The sequence below is a fragment of the Rhodococcus triatomae genome, from assembly GCF_014217785.1.
In the GTDB taxonomy this organism is placed as follows: Bacteria; Actinomycetota; Actinomycetes; order Mycobacteriales; family Mycobacteriaceae; genus Rhodococcus_F; species Rhodococcus_F triatomae.
In genome coordinates this window covers 2,164,147-2,182,338 of the sequence record NZ_CP048814.1, presented here as the reverse complement: position 1 = coordinate 2,182,338, position 18,192 = coordinate 2,164,147, and the positions used below count along the sequence as shown (strand labels likewise).

The window sequence follows — 18,192 nt, the reverse complement described above, 5'->3', positions numbered from 1 at the left end:
GGCGGCCGAACTGATCGGCATGGTCCTCGACAGGGCACAGACTGCTCAGCCGCCGGTCGGCGTCGCCGATCCGCACACGGTCGAAGGTGTGGTTCCGGCGACGGCTGTGCGAGCGAAGTCGAAGGGGGTAGCGGACTCCTGAGCGAGCGTGGCCACGGATCGATGATCGGCGTCCGGGTAGTAGTGATACTCGATGGGGAGATCACTGCGGGCACATAGTTCTCGGATCATCGCTTCGGTGGTCGCCGGTGTCACCGTCGTCTGATCCTCGCCTCCCTGGAAGATGGCCACCGGCACCTGCACGGTCGCCCGAGACGGGTCTTGTTCGCGGGCATAGGACAGCAGTTTGTCGGCATCGGTGCCGGGGTGGAGGTAGTTGCCGGCCTGGATCTGAGGGAGTTCCGCGAGGTCCGGCAGGCACGAGATGGTGGCTCGGTCGAGTTGTGGGCGCATGGCATCCGTGATCAGCCGATCGAGATCGATGGTGTCGTCCACGACGTGAGCGCCGAGAGCGGTGATCGAGATGAGCGGCTGTGCGCCCTGAGGGACCGGCTCGCCCGCGAGTGTCCTCTCGAGGAAGTCGCCGACGCCGGGCCCGGTGGGGGCGTACGCGACTGCTCCCTTCAGTGGAAAGGGCGAATCGGACGAGGCTGCGAGGTCTGCGGCCCACATGACCGCGGCTCCGCCCTCGCTGTGGCCCAGGGCGATCCAGTCGGTCGTGAGCTCACCCGTGGCCTCGTGTGCCGCGGTGATCGCGTCGATCAACGCTTCCGCATTGGCTCTGCCGTGCAGTAGGGGTCGTCCATCGTCCCAGCCTTGATAGTTCGTGCGAACCACGGCGTATCCGCGTTCTGTCCACTCCGCCAGAAGGGAGTCGACGAACGGGCTCGGTTGGTCGAACGGCGAACAGTCCGGTGCCCACCCGGTGCTGCCGTTGGCCCACCCGATCACCGGAAATCCGGTCTCGGGAGGAGTGCCATCGGGGAGGTCGACGAGCCCTTCGACTTCGACCGGCTCACCGGAAAACGCGGTGGACGTGTACGTGAACGCGATTCTCCCCGAGGTGCCGGTCGACGATTCGGCGTCAGCCGTGTCGACAAGTTTTCCAGGGACGGTCGATTCTCGCGTATCCACTTCCGGCGGAGCCGTTTCGGCAGAACAAGCACCGATGGCGAGTAGCAGTACGGTCAGCGCCGATCCCGCACCGATACGTGTGCGGCGAAACGGGGTATCGAGGTACCTCGTCGATCCGGGATCGGGCATGGAGACTCCTTTGTTTAGCACAAAGATTCTTGCCGCAAAGCCTAAAGGTCGGTCGACGACGTGTCCAGAGGTATCGAGATCGGGTTACATGCGCGAAGGAGCCCGCTGTGCGCGGCGCCCCGCGTGAGGCGCCACCCGTGAATCGGTCATCTCCCGTCTGATCGACCGAGCGAGGCACGGCCGAGCGATCCCTGGACGGGCGTCAGTAGACGTCGCGCACGTACCGCTTGTCGGCGGCCATCTGCTTCAGGTACTGGCGGGCGTCGTCCTCGTCCATCCGGCCGTGCGTGCGCACCACCGCCTCGAGGGTGTCGTGGACGTCCTTGGCCATCCGGCTCGCATCCCCGCACACGTACAGATGCGCGCCGTCCTGCAGCCAACCCCACACGCGCGCACCGTGTTCGCGGATTCTGTCCTGCACGTAGATCTTCTGCCGCTGATCCCGGGAGAACGCGGTGTCGAATCGGGTGAGGAACCCGTCCGCGTTCATCGACTCCATCTCGTCCCGATAGTAGAAGTCCGTCGCGGCATGCTGCTCACCGAAGAACAGCCAGTTACGGCCCCGGTGGCCCAATGCCCTTCGTTCCTGCAGGAATCCGCGGAACGGGGCGATCCCGGTACCCGGCCCCACCATGATCATCGGGGTGTCCGACGCCGACGGGGGACGGAAGTGCGCGGACTTCTGCAGGAAGATCGGCACCTGCGCGTCGTGGCAGTGATCGGCGAGGAAGGTCGAGCACACTCCGTGCCTGCGGTGCCCCTCGTGATGGTAGCGCACGGCGGACACCGTCAACTGGACCTCACCGGGATCGACCTTGGGGCTGGAGGAGATCGAATACAACCGCGGCTGAAGCTTTTTCAGGACACTCGCCCATTCGTCCCACTCTGCCTCGACGTCGAACTCGCCCAGGACGTCCACCGCCTGGCGACCCCACAGCCACTGCTCGAGAGCGATCTTGTTCTGTGGCCGGAGCAGCCGGGCCAACTCGGCGTTCTGCGTGCGTTCCTGCACGAAGCGCAGCAGGTCGGGAGTGACCTTCGTGATCTCCCAGCGGGTGCGGAGCGCCTCCCGCAGCGGCATCTCCGCCGAATCGTCCACCGCGACCAGGGCGTCGGGATCGACGTGGGTGATCTTCATCCACTCCTCGACCGTGTCGTCGCTGTGGGACGGCCACACCCCCAGCGCGTCGCCCGCCTCGTACCGGAAGGCCGGATCCTCGATCTCGAAGCCGAACTGGCGTACGTCCTTCGCCGATTCCTCGGCACTGAGCCGCGTGTTCCGGACCAGCCGGGTGATCAGCGGGGACTTTCTCGTGTAGGCAGCAGCGCTGTCCCGGGCCGTGGGCGACGGCGCTGCGGGGGACGCCGCGACCGAGGTCGGGCCGCCGGACGCGCCGGGTGCTGCGCCCTCCGCGTCTGCGACGAGCCCCTGGACCCGATCCAGCCAGAGGCGTGCCGATTCCTCGTAGTCGGGCTCGCAGTCCACCCGGTCGATCAGGCGGGTAGCCGAAAGTTGTTCCAGGCGGGCGTCGATCCGGCGTCCGAACCCGCAGAAGTCGCCGTAACTCGAATCGCCGAAGGCCAGCACCGCGTATCGCGTGCCGGACAAACGAGGTGCCGAGTCAGCGCTGATCTGCTCCCAGAACCGCGCCCCGTTGTCCGGGGCGTCGCCGTCACCGAAGGTGCTCGTCACGACCAACAGCGTGGAGACGCCGACCAACCCGGCCACGTCGCAGTCGTCCATGTCCACCAGCTCTGTCCGGTGTCCGGCGGCGGTCAGCGCGGCAGCCACCTCACCGGCGAACTCCTCGGCATTTCCGGTCTGCGACGCCCAGGCCACGACGATCCGTTCGCGGGCCTCGTCGTCGGAGCCGGTCCCGGGCGCCGTGGCCGGAGCGGGACCCGCCCCCTGCTCCTCGCGGGCGAACATGCCCGCGAGCAGCCCCTCGAGCCACATCCGCTTGGAACCGGAGACCGGCGCGCTTCGCGGCAGCACCGGAACACCCGGGCCGGAACCACCCGAGCTGTTCTCGATGCCGGCGAGGAGTCCCGCGAGGTATGCGCGCTCGTGATCGTCGAATTGCGGGGTGCCGCCGTCACCGAGACCGAGCACCGAGCGAACCCGCGCGAGCGGGGAATCCCCGGTCTGCGGAGTCGGCACCGCCGCGGGCTCCGGGGCAGCGCTCACCCGGGTGAGCGAGACGGCACACGCCTTGAACTCCGGCTGGAACGACTGCGGATCCACCGCATCGTTGGTCACCGCGTTGATCGACAGGTACTCGCCGAAGCTGTCGTTCCAGTGGAACGGGGCGAAGCAACCCCCCGGACGGACCCGGTCGGTCACCACCGCGGGCAGCACCGCTCGGCCTCGTCGCGACGCCACCTCCACCTGGTCACCGTCCGAGATATCCAGGGCTGCTGCGTCATCCGGGTGCAACTCGACGAAGGGACCGGGGTTGAGCTTGTTGAGCTTGGCCACCTTCCCCGTCTTGGTCATCGTGTGCCACTGATGCTGCAACCGGCCGGTGTTGAGGACGAAGGGATAGTCCTCGTCGGGTAGCTCGGCAGCGGGCATGTGCGGGCGCGGGAAGAAGGCGGCCTTGCCGCTCGCCGTGGCGAAGGACAGTGCGGGTGCCGTACCGTCCGGATCTGTCCGCAGGTGTTGGCTCACACCGTCGTTGACGTACCGCAGCGGGTTGCGGTCGGGCGAGTCGCCGGGTGGGCTCGGCCACTGCACGGGCGTGCGCCGCAGCCGGTCGTAGGTGACGCCGCGCAGGTCGTACCCCGTGTTCGGATTCCAGAAACGCTTGATCTCCTCGAAGATCTCCTCCGGGCCCGAATAGGTGAACGCGTGCGCGAATCCCATCTCCGACGCCACCCGCGCGATGATCTCCCAGTCCGGCAGCGCCTCACCGACGGGGTCCACCGCCTGCTGCGCGAGAGTCAGATTGCGCTCGGAGTTGACCATGACCGCGTCGGATTCGCCCCACATGGAACCCGGCAGCAGGATGTCCGCGTAGGCATTCGTCTCGGTGTCGAGGAAGGCGTCCTGCGCGACCACCACCTCCGCTGCCTCGAGCCCCTCGATCACCGTGCGGCGATTCGCCACGGAGGCAACCGGATTGGTGCAGATGATCCAGCAGGCCTTGATGTCACCCGCCACCATGCGCTCGAACATGTCCACCGTGCCGGTGCCGACGTCCGTGCGGATCGAGCCGGCCGGCAACTCCCACACGTCCTCGACGAACGTGCGATCCGCATCGGACAGGACCGCGCGCTGCCCGGGGAGCCCCGGGCCCATGTACCCCATCTCGCGGCCGCCCATCGCGTTGGGCTGGCCGGTGAGGGAGAACGGCCCGCTGCCGGTACGGCATATCGCGCCGGTGGCCAGGTGCAGGTTGCAGATCGCGTTGGTGTTCCAGGTGCCGTGCGTGCTCTGGTTGAGCCCCATCGTCCAGCAGGTCATGAAGTTGTCGGCGGCACCGATCCACTGGGCGGCCGTGCGCAGATCCTCCGGCGCGAGGCCGGTGATCTCGGCGACGTGCTCCGGGGTGTACTCCTCGAGGAACTCGCCCATCGCGTCCCACCCCTCGGTGTGCGCGGCGATGAATCCCGGATCGGTGTGCCCGTTCGCGACGATCAGGTGGAGCAGGCCGTTGAGGAGCGCGAGATCGGTACCGGGCGCGATCTGGAGGAACAGATCGGCCTTTTCCGCAGTGGCGGTGCGGCGCGGATCCACCACGATCAGCTTGGCACCGGCCTTGACCCGATCCATCATCCGCAGGTGCAGGATCGGGTGGCAGTCGGCCATGTTGGCGCCGATCACGAAGAACACGTCGGCATGATCGAAGTCCTGGTACGACCCGGGCGGTCCGTCGGCGCCGAGCGATTGCTTGTACCCGGTTCCCGCGCTGGCCATGCACAGCCGAGAGTTCGACTCGATCTGATTGGTGCCGACGAAGCCCTTGGCGAGCTTGGTGATCAGGTACTGCGCCTCGAGGGACATCTGCCCCGAGACGTAGAAGGACAGCGCGTCCGGCCCGTGCGCGTCGAGTTGCTCGCGCAGACGACGGGCGGTTTCGGTGATCGCGGCGTCCACCCCGATCGCGGCGGGGGCCGACCCGCGCTGGTCCCGCACGTGCGCGGTGGTCATCCGACCGCCGGCGGCGAGCATCTCGGCGCTGGTGGCGCCCTTGGTGCACAGCCGCCCGAAGTTGGTGGGGTGTTCCTTGTCGCCGGCCACCGACAGGAGCGTGCGGCGCCCGGTCTCGGGATCCGTCTCCACCTGCAGGACCATTCCGCAGCCGACGCCGCAGTACGAGCAGGCGCTCTTGACGAGCGACACTCCTGCCTTCTGCGTCGTGGTGCCACCGGACATGGCCCAACTCCTCACCTCGAGGCCGCGCCCGACCGTCCGCGCGACCAGGTTCCATGGTGGCTGCCGAACTGTTTCGTCGGCATTAACGGGCGTGAGCGTCCGGTGACACCCTTCGCACCCGACCCCGGCCGAGGCGGTGAGTTGCCCGTGACGAGGAGGTCACGTGGCACGGCGATGTGGGCCGGAATCCTCTGACGGCGCCGAGTCCGACGGTCTAGCGTCGAGACATCGACCGGTCACAGCCGCACCATTGCATCCGGAGGAGACCGCTCATGACCACGATGAAGGCTGCCGTCGTTCACGAGTTCGCCGGCCCGCTCACGATAGACGACGTCGACGTCCCCACCCCCGGCGCCCACGAGGCGCTGGTGAAGGTGGACTACACCGGCGTGTGCCACACCGACCTGCACGCCGCCCACGGCGACTGGCCGGTCAAGCCCTCACCCCCATTCGTCCCGGGTCACGAGGGAGTGGGCACCGTGGTGGCCGTCGGAGACGAGGTGACCCGGGTGAAGGTGGGCGACCTCGTCGGCAATGCCTGGTTGTGGAGCGCCTGCGGCGAATGCGAATGGTGCGAAACCGGCTGGGAAACACTGTGTCCCGATCAGAAGAACGGGGGATACTCGGTCGACGGATCGTTCGGTCAGTACATGCTCGTCGATTCCCGGTACTGTCCGGTGATCCCGGACGGCGTCGAGGAATCGGCCGTCGGTCCCATCCTGTGCGCGGGGGTGACGGTCTACAAGGGGCTGAAGGTCACCGACACGAAACCGGGCGAATGGGTGCTGATCTCCGGTATCGGCGGGCTCGGTCACATCGCCGTCCAGTACGCCGTCGCGATGGGCAGGCGCGTCGCCGCCCTGGACGTCGACGACGACAAGCTGGCCCTGGCGCGCCGTCACGGCGCCGAGGTCACGGTCGACGCGGCGACCTCACCCGACGCCGCGGCGGAACTACAGGACAAGACCGGCGGGGGAGTACACGGCGCGCTGGTGACCGCGGTCAACGCGCACGCCTTTCCGCAGGCCGTGGGCGCGCTGCGTCGCGGCGGCACCGTCTCGCTGGTGGGGCTGCCGCCGGAGAAGTTCCCCCTCGACATCTTCACCACGGTGCTGTTCGGGCTCACGGTGCGCGGATCGATCGTCGGGACCCGCAAGGACATGCAGGAAGCTCTCGACTTCTTCGCCCGAGGCAAGATCACGCCGACCTACCGGGTGCGGCCGCTGGGGGACGTCAACGACATCTTCACCGAGATGGAGAAGGGCGCGATCGAAGGACGCGTCGTCATGGACATGCGATCCTGACCGGACCGCTCACCCCTCCTGGTGCTGCGCCCACCACTTCACCAGTTCGGCCTCGGCCTCGTCCCGGTCCAGCGGGCCACGGTCGAGCCGCAGATCCTTGAGGAACTTCCAGGCCCTGCCCACCTCCGGGCCGGGCGCGAGCCCGAGCAGTTCCATGATCGCGTTGCCGTCGAGGTCCGGACGTACCCGCGCCAGATCCTCCTCCGCGGCGAGCCGCTCGATCCGCGCCTCGATGTCGTCGTAGGTTGCCTGCAGCGCGGCTGCCCGGCGCTTGTTCCGGGTGGTGCAATCCGCACGCACCAGCTTGTGCAGCTTCGGGAGCAGGGGGCCGGCGTCGTTGACGTACCGGCGCACCGCCGAGTCCGTCCACTGCCCCTTGCCGTACCCGTGGAACCGCAGGTGCAGGAACACCAGCTGGGAGACGTCGTCGACCATCTGCTTCGAGTACTTCAGTGCCCGCATCCGCCTGCGCGCCATCTTCGCGCCGACGACCTCGTGGTGATGGAAGCTCACGCCACCGCCCGGTTCGTTGCGCTTGGTGTCCGGCTTGCCGATGTCGTGCAGCAGCGCCGCCCAGCGCAGTACCAGGTCCGGATCGCCGTCCTCGAGATCGATGGCCTGTTTCAGGACCGTGAGCGAATGCCAGTAGACGTCCTTGTGCTGGTGGTGCTCGTCGATCTCGAGCTTCATCGCCGGCACCTCGGGCAGTACGTGCTCGGCCAGGCCGGTCTCCACCGTGACGTTCAGTCCGTCGATCGGGTAGTCACCGAGCATCAGCTTGTCGAGTTCGGCGCGTACCCGCTCGGCCGTGATCCGCTCGATCTGCGGGGCCATCGCCACGATCGCCTCGTGGACCCGTGGGGCGAGGACGAACCCGAGCTGGGAGACGAACCGGGCGGCACGCAGCATCCGCAGCGGATCGTCCGCGAACGAGTCCTCCGGCGCCGCGGGGGTGTCGAGCACACCGGCGAGCAGCGCGTCCATCCCGTTCAGGGGGTCCACGAACTCCTGCCGGTCGCCCGGACCGATCCGCACCGCCATCGCATTCACCGTGAAGTCACGGCGCACCAGATCGTCGGCGAGGGTCGAGCCGTACCGCACCACCGGGTTGCGCGAGACCCGGTCGTACGCGTCGGCCCGGAAGGTGGTGATCTCGATCTGCTGCGCGTCCTTGACGGCACTGACCGTCCCGAACGCGATGCCGGTGTCCCACTGGTTGTCCACCCATCCGCGCAGCAGTACCTGCACCTGCTCCGGGCGGGCATCCGTGGTGAAGTCGAGGTCGGTGCCCAGCCTGCCGAGGACCGCGTCCCGCACCGTGCCCCCCACCAGATACAGCTCGTGACCGGCGTCGGCGAACCGATCACCGAGCGGAGTGAGGACATCCGACAGCTGCCGCAGCGTGGTCTCGGCGTCGGCCAGCAGGCGGGCGCGGCGGTCAGGGTCGGGCGAAGGGGCAGTCACGTCCTCGGAGCTTACCGAGGTGGGCAAACCCGATTACGGATTGCCGCAGCCGGGCAGCCGCCGCGCAGCGTGGATGGCGATCGTCGCTCCTTTCTCCAACTACTATCGATGAGGTGTCGGGTGCCGAACGAGCCAGGAAGAACCGCCGCAACTCGCGGCGGCGCAGCGGCGTCGGCAAAACCCCCCGCCCCCGCATGCGGACGGTGCGCGAGACGTCCGCGGGCGGGCTCGTCGTCGCGGGTCTCGACGGCCCCCGCGACCAGTTGTGCGCCGCACTCATCGGCCGCACCGACCGCCGGGGTCGGCTCCTGTGGTCGCTGCCGAAAGGACACATCGAACAGGGTGAGACGGCGGAGCAGACCGCAATGCGCGAGGTCGAGGAGGAAACCGGCATCCGCGGGACCGTCCTCGCCTCCCTGGGCAGCATCGACTACTGGTTCGTCACCGAGGGCCGTCGAGTCCACAAGACCGTCCATCACTACCTGCTGCGCTTCCGCGGCGGAGAGCTCTGCGACGAGGACGTGGAGGTCACCGAGGTGGCGTGGGTGCCGCTGAGCGAACTCGGGTCGCGGCTCGCCTACGCCGACGAACGCAAGCTGGCCGAGATCGCCGGCGAGCTGATCGCGAAGATGCCCGGAGACGAAGTCGACCCGTGCGCCAGCGACGAAGTCGACCCGTGCGCCGGAGACGAAGTCGACCCGTGCGCCAGCGACGAAGTCGACCCGTGCACCAGCGACGACGTCGACCCGAGGACACCCGAGCCGGGGCCGGACGCCGGATGACGGCAGTGCTGCGCTGCGTCGGTGTCTGCCTCCTCACCGCGCTCACGCTGCTCGGCTCCACCGGGGGTGCCCTCGCCGTCCCGCTCACGACAGCGCTCCCGGATGCCGCCGCGTCCCCGTCCGGACCGGCACGGACCGCTCCCGGGACGGCCGAGGTACGCGAGCCGCAGTTCCTCCGGCTGGACATCGAGGAGGTGACCCCGTCCACCGTCACCACGACCAGCCCGCGCACGGTCACCGTCACCGGCTCCGTGGAGAACATCGGGGACCGCCGGGTCGAGGACGTCTCGGTACGCCTGCAGCGCGGGCCCGCGGTGTCGACCAGTGAGGCACTGCGCACGTCGTTGACCCTGGACCAGTCCCGGTTCGACACGGTCGGCCTGTTCGAGAACGTCGCCACCGACCTGGACCGCGGCGAGAGCGCCACCTTCTCGTTGTCCATGCCGTTGCAGTCGGTGGCCGAGCCGTCGCTGAACATCACCGACCCCGGCGTGTACCCACTGCTCGTCAACGTCAACGGCACACCCGACTACGGCGGTGCCGCACGCCTGGACGACGCCCGCTTCCTGTTGCCGGTGCTCGGCGTACCCGGTAGCGGCCCCGATGCGCCACCCGTGCCCCCGGACACCACGTCCCCCGTCGCCCTCACCATGCTCTGGCCGCTCGCCGACGAGCCCCGGCTCGCCGCCGGGCTGCCCGGATCGGTCACCGAGCAGGTCCGGCTCGTCGACGACGACCTGTCCCGGTCGCTGGACAGCGGCGGGCGGCTCGACGGCCTGCTCGGCGCCCTCGAGTACGCGACCCGCGACGGCACCGACCGCGGGCGGTCCGTCCGCGACAGCACCTGCATCGCCGTCGACCCGGACCTGCTCATCACCGTCACCAACATGACCCGCGGATACCTCGTCGTCGACGACCCGACGGAACCTGCGGGCGCCGCCCGTCCCGGCGCCGGCGAGGACGCCGCGAGCGCCTGGCTCGATCGGCTTCGTGCTCTGGCCTCCACCACGTGCGTGACGGCCGTGCCGTTCGCGCAGGTGGACCTGGGTGCCGTCGCCTCCATCGGCGACCCGGCCCTGTCCGCCAGCGCGCTCACGGCCCCCGCCGATCTCGTCGACAGGATCCTCGGCATCGAGAGTGTCCGGGGATTCGTCTGGACCGACTCCGGCATCCTCTCGCCCGCTGCCGCCGAGATGGTGCGCGCCCAGGGTCCGGCCACCGCGCTCGTGGCCCACAACACCGTCGACGACCCGGTCTCCGGGGAGTTCGCCCGGCTCGCGCCGCCCGAGCCCACCGGAGGGCAACTCGACGCGCTGCTGTTCGATCCCGCGGTGGGCGCCGCGTTCGCCGCGGTCGGCGCCACCCCCCAGACGCCCTCGTACACCCCACAGGACGCGCGCTACGACCTCACCGAGGACTCGCGCACCGCCCGGTTGCAGGACGCGCTCGGCGCGATGACCTGGGCCGCCGTCGAGCCGGACCGGGACACCGCACCGGATTCGCTCCTCGTCGTACCACCCCAGCTGTGGACCGCGGACGCCGACGAGGCGGAGGCACTGCTCGCCACCACCACCACCCTGCTGCGGTCCGGACTCGCCACCGCACGGCCGTTCACCGAGATCCTCGGCCGCCAGCCCGGCTCCCCGCGACCGACCACCCTCGCCGCGCCGCAACAAGCCGTCGCCGACGGTGTCCCCGAGCACGTCCGCGCCGCGGCGGCCGATCAGCTTCCCCGGATCGACTCGCTCACCGCAGCGCTGGTCGACGAACCCCAGGCGGTGCTGACGCCGGCGCTGTTCACCAGCCCACTGCGTGAGGACCTCCTGCGGGCCATGAGCCTCGCCCACCGGCGCGACGGCCTGCGCGGGGAGGCCGAACGGGCCGCCAACACGCGGGTCGACGAGGTCGCCACCTCCCTGGACGACCTGTTCGGCGCGGTGACGGTGGTGTCTCCGGGCGGCGTCTACACACTCGCCTCCGAACAGGGTCCGCTCCCGCTGGTGGCGCGCAACGACCTGCCCATCGGTGTGCGGGTCCGCCTGCACGTCCAGGCGCCCGCCGAGGTGATCATCGACGACATCGGGCCCACCCAGCTGCCGCCGCGCGGCAGCCGAACCCTCACCGTTCCGACGGAAATCGCCGACTCGCGCAAACTCGTGGTGCAATTCTCACTCGCCTCGGAGGACGGCAGGCAATTCGGCGAACCCACCAGCGTGACGGTGCGTTCGAACGCCTACGGCCAGGTTCTGGCGATCCTCACGGCAGGCGCGGGCGCCCTCCTGCTTTTCCTCGCCGGGCGTCGGCTGTGGCATCGTTTCCGGGGCCAGCCGGACCGCGCTGACGAAGGGTACGAACGTTCATGACCGGGAAGCCGCCCGAACAGGGCCCTCGCGCCCCCGAGCGACGCGTACCTCCGCCACCACCACGCCAGGCCCCCCGTCGCCCACCGGCCCCGAACCGGCGACCACCCGAACGGGTGAGCGGCTGGGGACGGCCCTACGACTCCCCGGAACTGCGCTGGGACGAGGCCCCGACGGTGCAGTTCCCCGCCATCCGGATCGACCGGGAACCACCCCCGCCCGTCCGTGACGACGAGGCGCCCGCACCCACCGACACGGAGCCGGGCAGCGACGAGTCGGGACAGGGACGCTCACTGAGCAACTCCCGGCTGCTCGCGTCGACCGGGTCGATCGCGATCGCCACCCTGGTCAGCCGCATCACCGGGTTCGCCAAACAACTTCTGCTGCTGACGACGCTGGGCGCGGCCGTCGCCAGCGCGTTCACGATCTCGATCCAGATTCCGAACATGATCTCCGAGTTCGTGCTCGGTGCCGTCCTCACCGCGATCGTGGTGCCGGTCCTGGTCCGTGCCGAGCGCGAAGACCCGGACAAGGGCGAGGCGTTCGTCCGCCGCCTGTTCACGATGAGCGTGTGCCTGCTCGGTGCGGCGGCACTGCTCGCGACCGCCGCCGCCCCGGTTCTCACCCACTACGTGTTCCTCCCGTCCGACGGCAAGGTCGACAACGCGCTGACCACCGCGCTCACCTATCTGCTGCTGCCGGCGATCCTCTTCTACGGCATGTCCGCGCTGTTCACGGCCATCCTGAACACCCGCCAGGTCTTCAAACCGGGCGCGTGGGCACCCGTACTCAACAACGTCGTCGTCCTCACCGTGCTCGCGCTGTTCTGGATCACCCCGGGCGAGATCTCGCTCGACCCGGTCCGGATGAGTGACCCGAAACTGCTGCTCCTCGGCCTGGGCGTGACCTCCGGCGTCGTCACCCAGGCACTGTGCCTGATCCCCGCGCTGCGCCGGGAGAAGATCTCGCTGCGGCCGTTGTGGGGGCTGGACGATCGGCTCCGGCAGTTCGGCGGCATGGCGCTCGCGATCATGCTGTACGTCGCGATCAGCCAGGTCGGCATGATCGTCGCCACCCGGGTGTCGGCGGGCGCGGACGCCGCGGGCCCCGCGATCTACAACAACGCGTGGCTGCTGCTCCAGCTGCCGTACGGCGTCCTCGGCGTCACCGTGCTCACTGTGATCATGCCGCGGCTGAGCCGCAACGCCGCCGCGGAGGACACCCCCGCCGTCGTGGACGACCTGTCCGTCGCGACCCGGCTGACGATGATCGCGCTGGTTCCGATCATCACCTTCCTCACGTTCGCCGGGCCGCAGGTCGGCCAGGCGCTCTACGGCTACGGCAATTTCGGCGCCGGCGACGCCACCCGTCTGGGCGAGGCGGTGAGCTGGTCCGCGTTCACGCTGATCCCGTACTCGCTGGTTCTCATCCATCTCCGGGTGTTCTATGCGCGCGAACAGGCCTGGACTCCGACGTGGATCGTCCTGGGCATCACCGCCGTGAAGATCGTGCTGTCGCTGCTGGTGCCCCTCGTCGCGAGCGACGACCACGTGGTGATCCTGCTCGGCACCGCGAACGGGATCGGTTACACCGTCGGTGCCGTCATCGGCGGCTACCTGCTGCATCGCAGCCTCGGAAACCTGCAGATGGCCAACGTCGGCCGCACCGTGTGGCGAGTGCTCGCGGCCTCGCTGGTCGGTGCGGGCGTGGTCCTCGGGCTCGACCGCCTGATCGGACTCGAGCGCCTGACCAGTGAGTTCGGCGGTCCTGGCTCGATGATCCGGATCATGATCACGGGCCTGCTCATGCTCGTCGTCACCTTCGTGCTGCTGTGGTTCGCGAAGATCCCCGAGGTCGTCTCCGTCACCGTGGCCGTCAATCGTAAGATCCGGGGTCGCCACGCCGTGCCGGAGATGCAGAAGGTCGACCCCGCCGCGGAGGCGCCCACCGACGTCTTCCCGGCAATCGGACGTGAGCATTGGGGCGAAGCCCCGACCGCACTCCCGTACCCTGGACGCGGACGGGACGGAGCGCTGCCCGGCATCAGCCGGCGCGGCGCATTCGAGAGTCCATTCGAGGGTGAAGGAGTGAGGGTGAGCGACGACGACCTGGCGGGCGTCAAGGAGGCCGGCCGTTCCACCAGGGTGCAAGCGACCGAACACGATTCGGGTCGCTCGCCGTCCCAGGGCGCTCCCGCTCCCGGCTCCGGTCCCTCGGCACCTGCGAGCGACGCTCGCTCCGACGACGCCGCGGCCGAGCCCGACGCCACCGATTCCCCCACCGGCACCGACGAGTCCGGCACTCCCGCGGCGGGCGCACCGGCCCCGGCCCCGGCTCCGGCCGATCTGCCCGAACCGGACGCCGACGACGACGCTCCCGCCGCGTCCGACCGCCCTGACGCGTCCGACACTCCTGCCGCATCCGGCTCGTCCGCCGACGCCCCGGCCCCGGATGCGGCACCGAGCGAGGCCCGTACCCCGCAGGCCGGTGGCGGGGTTCCGCCCGGCCCGGCACGCGGTGCCACCCCGCCGCCACGAGGGCCCCGTGGCCCCAAGCTGATCCCGGGTGCGTCCGTCGCCGGCGGGCGATACCGCCTGCTCACACCCCACGGCGGAGCCCGCGGTCTGCAGTTCTGGCAGGCGCTCGACGTCAAGCTCGACCGCGAGGTGGCGCTCACCTTCGTGGACGCCGACCAGCGAGTCACGTCGACGGGACCGGAAGGCCCCCAGGCGATCCTGTCGCGCACCCTGCGACTCGGCCGGATCAACTCCCCGGGCCTCGCGCGCGTTCTCGACGTCGTGCGCGGCAGCTCCGGTGGCATCGTCGTCGCCGAGTGGACGCCCGGTCGATCGCTGCGGGAGATGGCCGACACGAAGCCGTCGCCGATCGGCGCCGCCCGGGCCATCCGTGCTCTCGCCGCCGCCGCGGAAACCGCGCATCGGGCAGGTGGCGCCCTCTCGATCGACCACCCGGATCGGATTCGGATCAGCATCACCGGCGACGCGGTACTCGCGTTTCCCGGCACCCTCGCCGATGCCGACTCCGCCTCCGACGTCCAGGGCCTCGGCGCGATGCTCTACGCGCTCATCACCTCTCGGTGGCCGCTCGGGGCGCCCGGCGCGTCCGGAACACCACGTTCCGGCACGGTCGGCGGAATGCGCCTGGCCGACCGGGATTCCAGCGGCCAGCCGATCGGGCCCCGGGTCATCCGCCCGGAGGTCCCGTTCGAGATCTCCGCGGTGGCCCTGCGGTCACTCGAGCCCAACGGCGGAATCCGCACCGCCGCAACGGTTCAGCACATCCTCGATCAGGCCACGGTAGTCAACGACAAGACGGAACTGATCCCGGCGCTACGTCTGGGCCAGCGGGCCGACGGCGCGGCAGGTCACTCGTTGGCCGACCCGGAGGCGGTCGCCGAGGAGAAGCGGAAGTCGAACCGCATGCTCGTCGCACTCGCGGGGCTGGCCGTCATCACGATCGTGGTGCTCGCGTTGCTGGGCTTCTGGCTCGCCAACTTCCTCACCGGATCGAGCTCGAACGCCCCACTCAGCCAACAGGAGTTCGGTCTCACCACCGAGGCGGAGGCACCTGCCGAGGAGCCCGCGGGCGGAGATGCGCCGCCCCCGCCTGCCGCGGCCACCGCCCCGGTACAGGCGGAACGAGTGGCAGTGTTCTCCCCGCAGGGCACGCCGGACAGCGCGGCCGCCGCCCGCTTCGTCCTCGACGGAGACCCCGCCACCGTCTGGAGCACCGACGCCTACTTCCAGCCCTTCCCGGCACTGAAGAACGGTGTCGGGCTGATGGTGACGCTGCCCGAACCGACCCGCCTCGCGAACGTCTGGATCAACTCGCCCACTCCGGGTACCGAGGTGGAGATCCGGTCGGCGGCCGCGCCGGACCAGACCCTCGATCAGACTCAGGTCGTCGGAACCGCCACCCTCGGAGGCGGGGTCACCGAGATCCCGGTCACCACCGACACACCGACCCGCAACGTCCTGGTCTGGATCACCGGCCTGAGCACGGCCGACGGCCGCAACCAGTCCACCATCGCCGACCTCGGATTCAACGCCGTCCGCTGAGGCCCGCTGCGCTACCATCCGCGGGTGCGGATATTCAGGGGGGCAACGAAGGTCGGCGATCCGCCCGGTCGTGCCGAGATCCCGGACGTCGACCTGCTCCAAGCGCATGTGGCGGGAGACCCACACGCCTTCGAGACCCTGCTGTCCCGTCATTACGACCACCTGTGGCACGTGGCTCTCCGCACCAGCTACACCCCCGAGGACGCGGCCGACGCACTGCAGGACGCACTGCTGTCGGCACATCGCGCGGCCGCCCGATTCCGCCGTGACGCGGCGGTGCGCAGCTGGCTGCACACCATCGTCGTGAACGCGTGCCTGGACCGGATCCGGCGCAACCGAAACCGTCCCACCGTGTCGCTGTCCACCGACGACGCCCAGGATCCTCCGGTACGGCGCGATCACATCGCCGAACGGGAACTCGCCGTCGTCGTCGAACGCGCACTCACCACGCTGCCCGACGACCAGCGGCTGGCGATCGTCGCCGTCGACCTCGAGGGCCGCTCCACCGCGGAGGCATCCGCCCTCCTCGGTATCCCGGAAGGCACGGTCAAGAGCAGATGCGCCCGGGCACGCAAGAAGCTCGCCCTCACTCTCGAATACTTTCGCGAGGAGGGGAACCGACAGTGACCCTACGACGTCCTATCCAGTTAGGGGTTCGTGTTCCACACGAGCCGGCAACGTGGGGGAGGAGGTGGTGGTGCCGTGCCGACCGAGCATCCTGAACCACCACGCGACGACAGCGGCGCCGCCGACACCCGCTACGAGCCTCCGTTCTCGCCCGACGTCCTGGCGGAGCTCCACGCCGGTGCTCTGCCGGACGATGTCGCGGCCCGCGTCCACGCTCGGCTCGACGAGGACCCGGCTGCCGCCGACATCCTCGCCGCACTGGACCGGGTGTCGGCAGACCTCGGTGCCGTGGGTGCCGACCTGTCCGCCGCGACGCCGATCCCACCGGAGATCGCCGACCGCATCGGGCGGGCACTGGCCCGGGAGACCGCCGGCATGCCGGCAGCGCCACCGGGCCGTACGTCCGAGGTGGTGCCGCTGGACCGCAACCGTCGCCGTCGACTCGTTCTCGGCGGGGGCGTGGTCGCCGCGGCGGCAGCCGCGCTGGTGGCGGTGGTGCTGGTGCTTCCCTTCGGGGAACAGTCGGACGCGCCTACCATGGCGGCGCCGACCGCCACCACACCGACGGGAACACCCGTCGATCTCGGGGCCGGCCTGCAACCGGGCCAGATCATGACCCTGATCGGATCGCGCGAACTCGGACCACTCGTGGCTCCGGACACCCTGGCCGGCTGCCTGGAGGCCAACGGCATCGAGCCGGGCCGTCCGCTGCTGGGCTCGAAGGAAGTTCGTATCGACGGCCGGACCGGCGTGCTGCTGATCCTCGCCGGACCGCAGCCGCCGCAACTCACCGCACTCGTCGTCGGCGAGGGATGTGCGGCAGGAAACGCCGACACGATCGCGACCCGCGACATCGGGTGAACGTGTTCTAGTTCGACCCGCTACGGTGTTCCGATGGACATCACTGTGACGGGCGCCACCGGCTATGTGGGAGCCCACTGCACCGCGGCACTCCTCGAAGCCGGGCACCGGGTCCGCCTGCTCGTCCTCCCCGGCGAATCCACGCACACGCTCGCCACGCACGTCGGCGCCCCGTGGTCGGACGTCGAGATCGTCGCGGGCGACATCCGAGACCCCGCCACCGTCGACGCACTGCTCGACGGCGCCGACGCACTGCTGCACGCGGCCGGCGTCGTGGGCACGGACGACACCCGCGAACAGTTGATGTGGGAGGTCAACACCGAGGCCACGACGACGCTCCTCACCCGCTCCGCGCTCGCCGGCCTCGATCCGATCGTCCACGTCGCCAGCTTCAGCGCCCTGTTCCCCTCCCCGGATCCGGTCATCGGCCCCGACAGTCCCACCGCCCGCGCCCGCAGCGCCTACGGACGCAGCAAGGCTGCCGCAGACCGGGTGGCGCGCGCACTCCAGCAGGCCGGCGCGCCGGTCGTCGTCACCTATCCGTCCAGTGTCGTCGGGCCGGGTGTCGGCGGCACACCCGGCATCACCGAACAGGGCTGGGGCCTCATGGTCGCGAATCGCGTCGCTCCGCGCCTGAACGGGGGGATGCAGATGATCGACGTCCTCGACGTCGCTGCCGTGCACGCCGCGGTGATGACGCCAGGACGTGGCCCGCGGCGCTACGTGTGCGGCGGCGAGCTCATTCCCTTCGACGAACTCGTCGACGTGCTCGAGGCGGCGTCCGGACGACCGATCCGCAGGATCCCGCTCCCGGGCGCGATCTTCCGTTCGATGGGACGTCTCGCCGACGTCGTCGGACGCTTCACTCCGATCAGTGCCGGGCTCAGCTACGAGGCGGCGTGGTTGCTGACCTCGGCGACCCCTACCGACGATTCCCGGACCCGCGACGAGCTGGGGCTGCAGTGGCGGTCACCTCGCGCAGCGATCGCCAGGAGCTTCGCCACCTGACCGCACCGCGACCGAGCGTGTGGCACGCGAGCCGGGGAACAACACCCTTTACCCTGGTGTTGACCA

At 69.8% G+C, this 18,192-nt stretch carries 9 protein-coding genes and 1 pseudogene; 7 read left to right on the top strand and 3 right to left on the bottom strand.

The genetic code is table 11. The features are described 5' to 3' along the window. Positions 1–45: 45 nt before the first annotated feature. Both G4H71_RS10205 and G4H71_RS10200 read right to left on the bottom strand, forming a co-directional pair. Positions 46–1,263 carry an alpha/beta hydrolase family protein gene (locus G4H71_RS10205; protein WP_139183360.1) on the bottom strand — a complete coding sequence of 406 codons (1,218 nt, stop codon included), beginning with the start codon at positions 1,261–1,263 and terminating at the stop codon, positions 46–48. 202 nt (positions 1,264–1,465) lie between these two features. Next, positions 1,466–5,641, bottom strand: coding sequence for a bifunctional nitrate reductase/sulfite reductase flavoprotein subunit alpha (locus G4H71_RS10200; protein ID WP_072738881.1), 4,176 nt, complete (start codon positions 5,639–5,641; stop codon positions 1,466–1,468). 272 nt (positions 5,642–5,913) lie between these two features. Between G4H71_RS10200 and adhP the strand changes: the two genes are divergently transcribed. Then, on the top strand, positions 5,914–6,945 hold the full coding sequence (adhP, locus tag G4H71_RS10195; RefSeq protein ID WP_072739689.1) for an alcohol dehydrogenase AdhP: 1,032 nt from the start codon (positions 5,914–5,916) through the stop codon (positions 6,943–6,945). A 9-nt stretch (positions 6,946–6,954) separates the two neighbouring features. Here adhP and G4H71_RS10190 read toward each other — a convergent pair whose 3' ends face one another. After that, on the bottom strand, positions 6,955–8,409 hold the full coding sequence (locus G4H71_RS10190; protein WP_072739690.1) for a CCA tRNA nucleotidyltransferase: 1,455 nt from the start codon (positions 8,407–8,409) through the stop codon (positions 6,955–6,957). Positions 8,410–8,522: 113 nt separating this feature from the next. Here G4H71_RS10190 and G4H71_RS10185 point away from each other — a divergent pair. The 6 genes and pseudogenes from G4H71_RS10185 to G4H71_RS10160 all read left to right on the top strand — a co-directional run. After that, positions 8,523–9,086, top strand: a pseudogene (locus tag G4H71_RS10185) (NUDIX hydrolase); the annotation flags it as partial. Positions 9,087–9,187: 101 nt separating this feature from the next. Then, positions 9,188–11,554 carry a DUF6049 family protein gene (locus G4H71_RS10180; RefSeq protein WP_072739691.1) on the top strand — a complete coding sequence of 789 codons (2,367 nt, stop codon included), beginning with the start codon at positions 9,188–9,190 and terminating at the stop codon, positions 11,552–11,554. Then, entirely contained in the window at positions 11,551–15,630 is a 4,080-nt protein-coding gene (gene murJ, locus G4H71_RS10175) for a murein biosynthesis integral membrane protein MurJ (RefSeq protein WP_083343292.1), read from the top strand. Before G4H71_RS10180 ends, murJ begins: the two co-directional genes overlap by 4 nt. A gap of 24 nt (positions 15,631–15,654) precedes the next feature. Then, on the top strand, positions 15,655–16,257 hold the full coding sequence (gene sigM, locus G4H71_RS10170; protein WP_072739692.1) for an RNA polymerase sigma factor SigM: 603 nt from the start codon (positions 15,655–15,657) through the stop codon (positions 16,255–16,257). A 75-nt stretch (positions 16,258–16,332) separates the two neighbouring features. Beyond that, positions 16,333–17,118: an RsmA family anti-sigma factor gene (locus G4H71_RS10165; RefSeq protein WP_083343291.1), complete on the top strand. Its 786-nt coding sequence runs from the start codon at positions 16,333–16,335 to the stop codon at positions 17,116–17,118. 33 nt (positions 17,119–17,151) lie between these two features. After that, positions 17,152–18,126: an NAD-dependent epimerase/dehydratase family protein gene (locus tag G4H71_RS10160; protein ID WP_072739693.1), complete on the top strand. Its 975-nt coding sequence runs from the start codon at positions 17,152–17,154 to the stop codon at positions 18,124–18,126. The last annotated feature ends 66 nt before the right edge of the window (positions 18,127–18,192 follow it).